The 11,979-nt window shown below is 53.5% G+C and carries 7 protein-coding genes and 4 pseudogenes; 5 read left to right on the forward strand and 6 right to left on the reverse strand.

The window, feature by feature from the left end:
* Positions 1-2 precede the first annotated feature (2 nt).
* The 4 genes and pseudogenes from AADW22_RS18970 to AADW22_RS18985 form a co-directional block, all read left to right on the forward strand.
* Entirely contained in the window at positions 3-2,219 is a 2,217-nt protein-coding gene (locus AADW22_RS18970) for a polysaccharide biosynthesis tyrosine autokinase (RefSeq protein ID WP_407474992.1), read from the forward strand.
* A gap of 163 nt (positions 2,220-2,382) precedes the next feature.
* Positions 2,383-3,528: a polysaccharide biosynthesis/export family protein gene (locus AADW22_RS18975; protein WP_407474993.1), complete on the forward strand. Its 1,146-nt coding sequence runs from the start codon at positions 2,383-2,385 to the stop codon at positions 3,526-3,528.
* Positions 3,529-3,589: 61 nt separating this feature from the next.
* A pseudogene (locus tag AADW22_RS18980) lies at positions 3,590-3,787 on the forward strand (transposase); the annotation flags it as partial.
* 152 nt (positions 3,788-3,939) lie between these two features.
* Positions 3,940-4,484 (forward strand): annotated as a pseudogene (locus AADW22_RS18985) (transposase); the annotation flags it as partial.
* A 26-nt stretch (positions 4,485-4,510) separates the two neighbouring features.
* On the opposite strand, the pseudogene tnpC reads toward AADW22_RS18985, so the two are convergent.
* From tnpC to tnpA, 3 genes and pseudogenes are all read right to left on the reverse strand, one after another.
* Positions 4,511-6,217 (reverse strand): annotated as a pseudogene (gene tnpC, locus AADW22_RS18990) (IS66 family transposase).
* Between the two features lie 62 nt (positions 6,218-6,279).
* On the reverse strand, positions 6,280-6,627 hold the full coding sequence (gene tnpB, locus AADW22_RS18995; protein ID WP_407474994.1) for an IS66 family insertion sequence element accessory protein TnpB: 348 nt from the start codon (positions 6,625-6,627) through the stop codon (positions 6,280-6,282).
* Positions 6,624-6,992, reverse strand: coding sequence for an IS66-like element accessory protein TnpA (gene tnpA / locus AADW22_RS19000; RefSeq protein WP_407474995.1), 369 nt, complete (start codon positions 6,990-6,992; stop codon positions 6,624-6,626). Before tnpA ends, tnpB begins: the two co-directional genes overlap by 4 nt.
* A gap of 92 nt (positions 6,993-7,084) precedes the next feature.
* Here tnpA and AADW22_RS19005 point away from each other — a divergent pair.
* Positions 7,085-7,642, forward strand: a pseudogene (locus AADW22_RS19005) (integrase core domain-containing protein); the annotation flags it as partial.
* 45 nt (positions 7,643-7,687) lie between these two features.
* Here the strand turns inward: AADW22_RS19005 and AADW22_RS19010 are convergent.
* The 3 genes from AADW22_RS19010 to asnB are packed head-to-tail and all read right to left on the reverse strand — an operon-like array spanning position 7,688 to position 11,831.
* Complete coding sequence (locus AADW22_RS19010) at positions 7,688-8,755, reverse strand: EpsG family protein (protein WP_407474996.1); 1,068 nt, start codon at positions 8,753-8,755, stop codon at positions 7,688-7,690.
* Positions 8,755-9,834, reverse strand: coding sequence for a glycosyltransferase family 4 protein (locus tag AADW22_RS19015; RefSeq protein WP_407474997.1), 1,080 nt, complete (start codon positions 9,832-9,834; stop codon positions 8,755-8,757). The genes AADW22_RS19010 and AADW22_RS19015 overlap by 1 nt, the downstream gene beginning before the upstream one ends.
* Positions 9,831-11,831 (reverse strand): asparagine synthase (glutamine-hydrolyzing), encoded by a 2,001-nt coding sequence (gene asnB / locus AADW22_RS19020; RefSeq protein WP_407474998.1) that lies wholly within the window; start codon positions 11,829-11,831, stop codon positions 9,831-9,833. Before asnB ends, AADW22_RS19015 begins: the two co-directional genes overlap by 4 nt.
* Positions 11,832-11,979: the final 148 nt, after the last annotated feature.

Genomic DNA, 11,979 nt, shown 5'->3' on the forward strand with positions numbered 1-11,979 from the left:
CCATGACCGAGAACTCCCAAAAAAATATTTCGCAAATCGAAGATAGCGATGGCGATTTAGATCTCAGCGACCTGTTAGCACAGCTTTTTGCTCGGAAATGGCTCATTGCCGGATTTGTTTTACTTGGTGGATTGATCGGATTGGTCATTGGGCAGCTTGGTCCGAATGAATACCGTGCGACATCCGTGGTTCAGATAGAAAAGCGTTCAAGTGGGGTGGTGCTTCCAGAAGAACTGATCGGTAACCTACTATCTGGTGGAGAACAAACTCGCGGATCATCTTTTGAGACCGAGATACATGTGATCCGTTCACGGCTCATTCTAGGACCCGTCGTTGAGGAGCTTGGGATAAACGCTCGTGTGGAGCCAGTACGCGCGCCTATTATCGGAGACTTTCTTGCGCGTCGGTCAATTCCTTTAATAGGGTCTTTGCTGTCTGAGGCTTATCAGCGTCCAGGCGAAAACATTTCGCTGAACCAGCTCCGGGTTAGTGAAGACTTGGTGGGGGTGCCTATCTCGTTGCGCGTAACTGGTTCCGATAGTTTTGAGATTAGCGCCCCAGATTCAACTGCAGCAGTTACTGGCCGGGTTGGTACGCTTGTCACGTTGGGTGACGATATCCAATTACAGGTGACCACACTAAATGCGGCCAAAGGGCGTGAATACCAAATTTTTGCCGAGCCTTTACGTGAAGGCGTTGCGCGCTTGCGTGAAGGCCTATCTGTAAGCGAACGCCGGTCAACTGGCATTGTTGATTTTGGGTTTACCAGTTCGGACCCTGCTTTAAGCCTCATCGCTGCCAACACAGTGGTTGAGTCGTACCGCACGCAAAACCTGCAACGCCGCTCGGCTGAAATCGACCAAAGCATCGAGTTTATTGAAAGTAAAATACCAGAGGTTCAGTTGGAGCTGGAAGCTGCCGCGACGGCGCTGTCTACCTACCGAGAATCTCAAGAAAACCTAGAGCTCAGCCTTGGAACACAGGATCTTCTGGACCAGATTGTCCAGATTCAAGCTCGCTTGGAAGAATTGGAATTCCAAGAACAACAATTGGCACAGCGTCTGACCCCGAACCACCCTGACTATCAGTCACTTCTGGCCGAGCGTACGCAGTTGCAAAACCGCCGCGATAACCTGCGTGCCGACCTTCAGGATGTGCCTGCCGCGGAGCAGGAGTTTGCGCGATTGCAGGAGCGGATGGTCAGCGCACGCGAGTTGGAGCGCCAATTGATCGCCCGCGCTGAACAGTTGCGCGTGCTGCGTGCCAGTGCCGTAGGTAATATCCGCGTGCTAGAGCCGGCTGAGGTGGCCCGTCTTGTCGGACCAAATCGGAAGATGCCCGCCCTTGGTGGGCTGTTTGGGGGGCTGGTTTTTGGTGTCCTACTTGTCTTCGGGCTCAATTTCTTGCGCCGAGGCATTGAAGATGCACGCGAAGTCGAAGAACTGGGGCTATCCGTGCTGGGGTCAGTTAACAAAGTGCCTAAACTAGCTGGAGCCAGAAATGGTATCCCAGCATATGCTCTGGTCAGACATGAACCAAGCAATGTAGCCGTCGAAGCCTTTCGCGGGCTGCGCACCGGTATGAGGTTCACCCTAGCGGCGCGCAATGCCAAAACGATTATGATTACGTCATGCGCACCCGCAGACGGTAAGTCCTTTGTTTCTTTGAACCTTGCTATGATTAACGCGACGCTTGGCACACGGGTTTTGTTGATTGATGGTGATATGCGGCGCGGCAAGTTAGGGCGCAATTTCGGGGTTACAAGTAAGCAAGCAGGCCTTGCTCAGGTACTGGTAGGCGAAGCTGATCTGCAGGCTGCGATACATACCGACTCCAAAACTGGCCTTGATTTTATCGGGACTGGCAGCCGTCCTCCGAACCCGGCGGAATTGTTGGAAAGCAACTCTTTTTCAGACCTGCTTTCTGTGCTCTCTGAACAATACGATTTGATCATTGTCGATGCCCCGCCGATCCTTGCCGTAACGGATGCTGCGATCATCGGACAGAAAACCGATATTACGCTGATGCTGGTTCGCCATCTGGTGACGACTAAGCCGCAGTTACAGTCCGCTTTGAAGGGATTGGAGCTTGCAGGGATTACACCTGCAGGTGCGATCATTAACCAGTATGACATGAACAAGAGCCGCTACGGCCAATATAGCACGAGTTATGGGTATCATTACGGTGCTTACAACTACAATTACTCTACAGAGGAGTGACGTGGCCTGAATATTTTTCCCGCCGTCGAAGCACATCTAAAAAGCGTGGCCACTTTTCTTACTGCGGAACTGGATTTATCAGTTTGAGTATCGCATACCTTTCGACAGACATGATGCGGACTAATCAATAATATCTGTCCTCTAGTAGCAGGACATGTAAATATTGAAGACCAACAAAAGTGGGCGGGGCACGATGCAGAACGGAATACAACGCAAGGCAGCAAAACTGGTGCTTGCGGCATTGGTACTCGTTTTGAGTGGATGCGCAGGGCAAATGCGGTTTCCCATTTCTGAGAATGCTCAAGAGAAACTGGTCGATCAGAACATCAATGTCGTTCGTATAACGACGGAGAATATCTCGCAGTATCGTACCCCCGTTTTCTTCAGCAATCAAACACAGCCCGCAAACCCTCCCGGAGATCCAGCCCCTTATACATATCGAGTTGGCGCTGGTGACGAACTGCGGATCATGGTCTGGTCGAACCCTGAGCGGACTCAGGCCGTAGGCGCTTCCGAGGGAGCGACGGGCAATGTTGAGCAAGGTATCGTGGTTAATGAGCACGGCCAGTTCTTCTACCCCTTTGTAGGGGCCATCCGCGGCGCAGGGCGCAGTGCGACCGAAATTCGAGCTGACTTAACAAAACAGCTCCGCACCTTCATTGCAGCCCCTCAGGTCGAGGTGACTGTTTCGAGCTTCAACTCCCGAAAAGCAACGATAACAGGCGTTGTTGGCACCCCTGGGCCGGTGACCATCACAAACGTGCCGCTGCGTTTGCTGGATGTCCTCAACCAAGCGGGGATCGACGAAGCAGGGGATTTGGCTAATGTCACGATCCGCCGTCGGGGCAAAGCATATAACGTCAACCTCAAGGCTTTTGTAGACCAAGGTGCGGCGCGTCAGAACCCTATTATTCTCGACGGCGACGTCATTAACGTCCCCCCAATCCGAGACAACAAGATATTCACCTTTGGCGAAATCGACACCAGAGAGATACCGCTGCCCTCCAATGCACCAGTTTCTCTGACGGAAACACTTGCTGAAGTGGGCGGTATCGACCGTATTAGAGCAGATTCTCGCGGGATCTTCGTCTTCCGTCGCACACCTTCCACGCCCCAAGGATTCGATGTGTTTCAGTTCAACCTCAAGTCAGCTACGGCGTTAGTGCTCGCGACAGATTTCAAGATGGCACCCTTAGATATCATCTTTGTTACCAATGACCCGATTACGCGCTGGAATGACACGGTAGGCTCTCTTGTTGCTCCGTTGACTGGGTTGGTACGTGTTCGAGCCGTTGTGGACTCGGACTAAATGAAGAGTGAACCGCGCCGGGTTTGCCGGAGGCTCCAACTTATGAGTAGGATGGAGCATCATGACAAAGACAACGAACAAGTATTCACCAGAAGTGCGCGAGCGTGCTGTGCGGATGGTTTTGGAAGGCGTAGGGCAGCATGAGAGCCGTTGGGCGGCGATCGTGTCGATCTCGTCGAAGATTGGCTGTGCGCCGCAAACGCTGAACGAATGGGTCAAGAAGGTCGAGGTTGATACCGGCCAGCGTGGCGGCCTAACGGTAATCCCCCCTATAATTAGTGGTGATGGATTCAGGCGGTCACTGCAACACAGTATGAACCTTTGCATTTAAGGACTGTGTTGCAGTGACCGCCTGAATCCATCGTGTTCACAAGTAGAATTTTCTCGGCAAGATATCTGAGGAGATTTACGATGAAGAACGGACGATACAGCGACGCGCAGATTATGGCAGTGTTGAAGCAGGCTGAGGGCGGTGTGCCTGTCTCAGAGCTTTGTCGTGAGCATGGAATGAGCAGCGCCAGCTTTTATAAGTGGCGTGCGAAGTTTGGCGGGATGGATGCGTCATTGATTTCCGAGATGAAGGATATGGCGGAAGAGAACCGCCGTCTGAAACGCATGTATGCTGAGATGAGCATGCAGAACGATCTGCTGAAGGAAGCGCTTGGAAAAAAGCGTTAAGGCCGTCTCTGCGACGAGAGATGGCCGTGAATGCGGTCGCACGGCACGGCGTGAGCATCGCGTTGGCGTGCAGAGCGTTCGAGATCAGCGAGACCTGCTACAGATACAGCCCAATCCTGAGCGATGAGAATGAAGAGATCGCCGATTGGCTGGAACGTCTGACCGCAAACAAGCGGAACTGGGGCTTTGGCCTGTGTTTTCTGTACCTGCGCAACGTGCAAGGCTATGGCTGGAACCACAAACGAGTCTACCGGATCTACTGCGAGCTGGAGCTAAATCGTAACGGCGCCATTGATACCGCAGTTTACGCGGCTTGACTATCGGCTGCTTGTCCCAATGCCTTCCAGTTCCACGGCAGGAGCTCATCCAGCTTTTTGATTTTGTGGTCGTGGATGCGGTCGAGAACGTCCGCGAGATAGGCCTGGGGATCGATGCCGTTTAGCTTGGCTGTTTCGATAATGGTCATGGCGCGAGCCAAGGTTTCCGCACCTGTGTCGGCGCCTGCAAAGAGCCAGTTCTTTCGCCCAATACCAATAGGGCGCAGAGCCCGCTCTGCTGGGTTGTTGTCGATTGCGACCCGTCCATCGGACAGGAACAGGCTGAAGGCATCCCGTCGACTGAGGCCATAGCGGAATGCTTTGGCCAGATCGCTCTTACCGGGAATGCGCAGGAGTTGCTGTTCGGACCAATCAAAGAAGGCCTCCACCCTTGGTTGGCTGAGCCTTTGACGGGCCGCAAGGCGAGCCTCTGCGGCCTGGCCGTTGATGTCGCGCTCAATATCGTAGAACTTACCGATCCGGTCGAGCGCCTCACGCGCAATCTCGGACTTGGTGGAGGTCCAAAAGTCGTGGAAGTCTCGTCGTAGGTGCGCCCAACAGGCCGCCTCGCGCAAACGCGGCGGGCCATCGGATTGAGGCGCGTAGAGCTTAGCATAGCCCTTGTAGCCGTCTGCTTGCAGAATGCCGCGGGCATCGGCCAGATGGCTTAGAACGTGCTCTTCTTTCCAGTTGGGTGCGAACCGATAGACAGCGCCAGGTGGCGCGGCTCCCGCCCACGGGCGCTGGTCACGCATATAGGCCCAGATCCGGCCTTGCTTCACGCCTTTACCCAACCCTTTGTCTCTTCGGGAACGGTCCAATACCCGGATTGGGGTATCGTCCGCGTGTAGAAGGTCGCTGCTCAGGATGTCCGCATCGATCCGCTCGATCAGCGGCGATAGTGTCTTCATGGCGCGGCCGCCCGGGGCTCCGCCCGTTTACACCTCAGCCTGTCCACTGGACAGGCTGTCGCTTCGCGAACCGGTGCTCACCCAACCTACGAGTGAGCTTTCGGGAATGTCGGCCCCCATCCGCTCGAAGATTTCATGCTGGCGGTAGAGAGGCAGATGGTCGTCGAACTTCGAGACCAGCACATGCGCCAAGAGGTTCGGCCCGGCCATGCTGCCCGGGATCGGACGGCTGGGTGCAGGTTCTTGCACCATCCGCTCGCAGCGCCGACAGGATTTCTTGATCCGGGCGATCTGGATCACCTTCATCTGGGCGGCGATCATGTCGAGCAGTTCGCTGACATCCTCGCCCACCACACGCAGATCGCCCCCACACTCTGGACAGCACGCACCTGGGTCAAGCTCGCGGCGCTCCCGCGGGGTTGCATCCGAGACACGGGGGCGGCGGCGCAAAACAGTAGCTGACGCCTCCTCTGGAACGGGCTCATCCAACCCTTCGTCGATAGGGGCGTCGTCCTTCTCAGCCACTGCAACCAGCAGGTCTTCCAAAGCCAGTTCCAGTTGCTCGATCTCGCGCTCGACCTTCTCCGAGGATTTACCAAACGCCAGCTTTTGCAACTTGGCGATCCGCAGGCGCAGCGTCTGCACCAATTGATCATGGGCCCGCAGCGTGGCTGACATCTTGGCGTTTTCCGCCGCGATCTGAGCATTTTCAGCCTGCAATGCCGCGATCATCGCCTTCAATTCGGCAGGATCATTAGGCAAGTTTTTGGCTGGGTTGGACATGCGCCTGACTACCAAAATTCAGGTGCAAACACCATATAAATATAGCAGATCAGAAGCTATAATCACCCCACGCGCGCAGGCGGAGCGCCCCAAGCCGGACGCCGCCAATCGATGCCTTCCCAGAGCATTGCAAGCTGCGCAGAGGTCAAACGCAAGGCACCGTCTTCCGCCCTCGGCCAAGGAAAGCGGCCGCGTTCCAGAACTTTATAATAGAGGCAAAAACCCTGACCGTCCCAGTACAGAAGCTTCACCCGGTCCCCGCGCCGACCCCGGAAGGCAAACACAGCACCGCCCGCGGGCTTCTGGCGCAATACATCTTGAGCCATCGCGGACAAACCTGCGATCCCTTTGCGCATGTCCGTCACACCGCACGCCAGATACACACGGACGCCGGTTCCGGGCCCGATCATGCTGCCTCAACTGCCCGAATGAGCTGCTGGACGCGCTCTAATGGCAGATCACTGGCACAGCGCAGCTTGCGACCATTTCCAAGCACGACTTCGATCTCCAAGGGTTGCCGATCTCTTGACTGCCCCGGCACCTCGCGAGAAGGCGAAGGCAGCGGCAGAAAAACCGTCTCCGAAGTCCGCGGTAAAACCCCTTTACGCCGAAGCTCCTGGCGCCACTGGTAGATATGCTGGCGTGTAATGTCATGACATCTCGCAACATCACTGACTGTTGCGCCATTTAAGCCAACCTTTTCGAGGATCGATAATTTCTCCTCTTCGCGCCAACGGCGCCTTCGCTCAACGCCGACAATCACTTCATGACGCATATCTCATCCCATCGCATACGACGTCAGTAACGACGACAATAACGACAGTAGTTAAGTGAGTATGGGTTCACGCGGCAGGCGGTAACAATCGGGCGCTTACGCTAAATCTGCGGATCAAGCCAAAGAAGCGGCTGAAACGGGACAAGCCTGAGCCTCTGGTGGTGCCTGACAGGCCCAATGAGACGTGGTCGATGGATTTTATGGCGGACCAGCTTGCAGATGGGCGTTCGATCAGAACACTGAACGTTCTGGATGACTTCAATCGCGAGGGATTGTGCATAGAAGTGGACTTCTCGTTGCCTGCGGAACGCGTCGTGCGCAGTTTGAACCAGATCATCGAGTGGCGCGGTCAGCCGCAAGCTATTCGTGTGGACAATGGACCCGAATATATCAGTGGTACGCTCATGGCATGGGCCGAAAAACGCAACATTCGGCTTGAGTACATCCAACCCGGAAAGCCGCAGCAGAACGCCTATATCGAGCGCTACAATCGCACAGTTCGCGGTGAATGGTTGGGCCAATTTATCTTTGAAACCATCGAGGAGGCGCAAGACCAGGCAACGGAATGGCTCTGGACTTATAACAACGAGCGACCCAACATGGGCATTGGCGGCATCACACCCGCCATGAAACTGAAAACAGCCGCATGAATTCTACGGCTGGACCCCATTAAAAATGGGGGGATTACCGTTCATTTATCGCAGAAGATCGTTGCTCGGCAGCCCAAAAATCCAGTTGCTATATGGAATGTAGCATTGTTGAAAATGGCCGGACAGCAGTGTCCAAGCACCAAACACCAATAGAAGTAATAGATAAGGCAAAGTAGAATGAAGCGCATGAGTTGATTTGAAATCTAAGTAGGGGATACGCGCAAAAATCATAGCTTGGATTGGAATGAGATAATATCCAAACCGATCACTGATAACGGAGGAAACAGGGATCAAAAGAAACGCCAACACCATGCCGATAACACCTACACTAACAATGCTGTAGTCTCGTGGAAAAACTCTCATCCATTTATTCCGAATGAATAAAAAAAAGTAGAGCGCGGTTAAACCAAGGATGCCTACGCGAAATACTGCTCCGTAAGCTTCAACGCTGGTTCCTATATAACGACTACTTGCAACCTCCCCGCTTTCTCCGCTGGCGAGAAAATACGCACCTGGAATGGCAAGAAGTGCTGCTAGGGCCAACCTTGGCTTAGTGTAGCGCCCTGCGGCCACTGGGAACAGTAGAAGGAAAATCAGTGCGCTTACGTGAAATCCAGAAGCGATCAGTACCCAAAATGCGTACCATATCGGACGTCGATCTATAAAGGCCGAAAATGCAATACAAATCATCCCGATGGCTGCGCCTTGACGGATGCCTGACATTGGCATGTTTATGATCAGAATCGGAAATAGCAGGACTAGATAGCCTAGGGGATCAGGCTGACGACGCGCTAGTATATGAACCCCTATGAAAAATACAGCGCTTGAGGCAATGTTTGCCACCGGATAAGGTAAATCTAGTGCGTTGATCCTGCCTAGGATTGCCCACCAAATTGGCTCTCGACTTTCGATAATGAATGACCAGTCAATATTCTGGGCAATTAAGAATTGATGGTAGTATCCTGACCAATCACAGCCAACTTGAAACCGGAAGGCCGAGAAAATAAATAGCGACCAAACAACGATATAGTAAAATTGTCGACGGGCATTCTGCGCGCTTGCCAGAGCATAGCGAAGTAAGAACAATACATTGGCTAGGCCAAAATAGACCATTAACCGCCAGCCTTGTTTTCAGCGACACTGCGCAGCATCTGTGCCACACGTGGGCCCCATACTTGTAGCGAATACTTCTCCTCAACTTTTCTACGGCCAGCAGCTCCCATCCGACGGCGTAAAGCGGGATCATCCAATAATTTTTCAATCGCCGTGCGCCATTCGTCATCATTTTCGGCGAGAAACCCGTTCACGCCGTCTTCAACGATGTCACGATTCACACCGACAGGCGAGGCTACGACTGGCAGCCCACACGCCATATACTGGATCAGCTTGTAGCCGCATTTGCCGCGTGTCCAAGGCGTATTAGGTAGCGGCATGACCCCTATATCCATTCCTTGGATCATAGCCACTTCCGTGTCTTCAGCCCATGGGCGTATTTCGATGGTCCCTGCAGTTTCAGACTGCATACCTGCCCCCACGGCCACAAACAGCGCGTTTTTTTCTGCTAGTATTGAGTCTAGCACTTTATGAACGGGATGGGCGAGAGCCTGCCATGTTTGGGGGGTTCCAATCCAGCCTACGCGTAGCTTATCCTTAGTCACTGCTTCTGCGCGGAGTTCGTAGGTATCAAGGTCCACAACAGTCGGGACTATTTCAACTTGTGACGCACTGGCTCGCTGAGCATGATCAGCAAGATAGGGGTTTCCTGCTAAGACAAGATCAGAGGCTGCCATTACATGGTTGATTTTCTTGCCCAAAGCAGCCCGAACGATTCCTCGCGTATGTCTGTCATAGCGGTGAAAGACTGCGTCGTCGTAATCGCTGACGATGGGTATCCCGCGCGGTAAAAATGCGCGTTCAATTAGCCAAGGGATCCAGGGCAATGCTTCGTATTCTAACCAGACCATGTCCGGCAGCGGACTTGCTCGCAACTGTGCGATCCGGTCAACCATGTATGACAATGTTGATCCGCGTTTTTTCTGCCCCGCGTAGAGTGCATTTAAATAGGTGTCATCGAAAAATGGGGCGACCCGAATGTTGAAGCCCTCACGCTTTAAATACGGCAGATACTGCATCGTGCGCAAACGGCTGGACGCACCCATGCGCGTGTAACGTGATAACAACAAGATGTTCATGCGTGTGTCTGCGCTGCGTGCCACGCCTGAAACATCAATATGGTCCAGAGCCGAGCTGAATAATCTTTACGCCCAGATAGATGTTCAGACCATGTCTGCCGTATAATTTCTGGGTTAAACAGGCCACCCTCAGTTAGTCGTTTATGGGATAGCAGGTTTTCGGCCCAGTCTCGCAAAGGCCCTCGCAGCCAAAGCCCGATCGGTATCGCAAAGCCAGCTTTTGGCCGTTCAATGATCTCGCGCGGCACATACTTATAAAGCAGCTGCCGCAAAGCCCATTTGCCTTGGCCACCTTGAATTTTCATGTTCATAGGCAGGCGTGTGGCGAACGTAATCACATCGGGATCAAGGAACGGAGTACGTGTTTCCAAACTAACCCTCATTGCGGCGCGGTCTACCTTACACAGAATATCGTCGGGCAAATAGCTGCGCATATCTTGGACCATCATTTCCATAGCCGGATCTTGAGCACCAAAATCCGGTAGTGGGTCATCAAGTTGCAAAGGTGCTGCGTCTACATTTTCGTTGATCAAGACATGAGGCTCTATCCATGTACTGGCCATGTTGCGATACAAGTCATCTAGACTATCTGTTATGCGTAGCCTCTCGGCCAATCGATGAACCTTGGTTCCTAGATTGGATATTCCGGCACTTCCTGTTCGGACTTTGTTATAAGCTGCACCAACAGTGTTCCAGCCGTGTTCTGGCAAAGCCAGTGCCGCACGGCCCGCAAACCGCCTTATAGGGTGGGGCATACTTGATATGCGCTGCCATAAACCGGGGCCGCGGATATAGCGATTATATCCACCAAACAGTTCGTCTCCGCCGTCCCCCGAAAGAGCGACAGTTACATGCTGACGCGCAGCACGGCAAACAAGATGGGTAGGAATTTGTGAGGAATCTGCGAAGGGTTCGTCATAAATCTGCGGGAGATCAGGTATCACATCACGCGCATCTGCATCGGTCACGCGTAATTGGGTATGATCCGTGCCCAAATGCTTTGCTACCGCAGCGGCATGGGGCGACTCGTCAAAGGCCGCTTCGTCAAACCCAATAGTAAAAGTCTGCACTGGTCGCGTGCTTTGTGCCTGCATCAACGCGACAATTGCCGAACTGTCAACGCCCCCAGACAGAAAACCACCGAGTGATACATCAGACAACATTTGACCCTGAACTGCCTTGCCTAAAGTTTGGTGGAGCATTGAGATAGCTTCGGTTTCGTTCAGAATTGGGGCGCGCGCGCCGGCTTCAATCTCAGCGTTCAAGTTCCAATAGCGGCGTATGCTAATACTGCCGTGCCGCTCTCCTGGGCGGATTGGCTCTTTAGAAGCCGCTGCAGGCAAGGCGCCGTTCACCGTGAGGATAGTACCGGGTTCTAGTTTGTAGATCCTGGGATGAATGCTGCGCGGCGCAGGCACATACATAAAGCGCAGATATTGGGCCAATGCTTCGCGGCATACTTCGCTTGGACAGTCGGGGTGTGCACGAAGCGCTTTGAGCTCAGAGCCAAATACGAGATCCGCTCCAGCCCAACCCCAGTAAAGCGGCTTTTCTCCCATCCGATCACGCGCAAGACTAAGGCGCTTCTCGGCTCGATCCCAAAGTGCAATTGCAAACATGCCGTGCGCCCGGCGAAGCGTTTCGTCGAGGCCCCAATACGCAATTGCAGCTAGCAAGGTTTCTGTGTCGGAGTGTCCGCACCATGGCGGAGCTGCCCCCTCTGTCTCAAGCACATTACGCAAGTCGAGATGGTTGTATATTTCGCCATTGTAAGAAAGTACGAAACGTTCACAGACCGAATGCATCGGTTGCGCACCTGCGTTTGACAAATCGATTATTGAAAGACGCCGATGGGATAGTGCCACCCCGTTTTCGGCCCACACCCCACTGGCATCCGGGCCGCGATGAACGAGTTGATTTGCCATGAGCACGGCCATATCTCTGAGGCTGGATACCGATGACGCTTCTGATTGAATGATCCCAGTGATACCACACATTTTTATTTATCCTCAAAGATCAGTTCGCTCAGACAACGGCGAAAAGTTTCCGGAGAGAATTTTTGCATCACACGCGCGCGGCCGGCCTTCCCCATTCTAGTTGCGAGGTCTGGGTCGCTACAGAGCGCCTGCATCGCTTTTAAGCAGG

The sequence above is a fragment of the Sulfitobacter sp. PM12 genome (assembly GCF_045586035.1).
GTDB lineage: Bacteria > Pseudomonadota > Alphaproteobacteria > Rhodobacterales > Rhodobacteraceae > Sulfitobacter > Sulfitobacter pontiacus.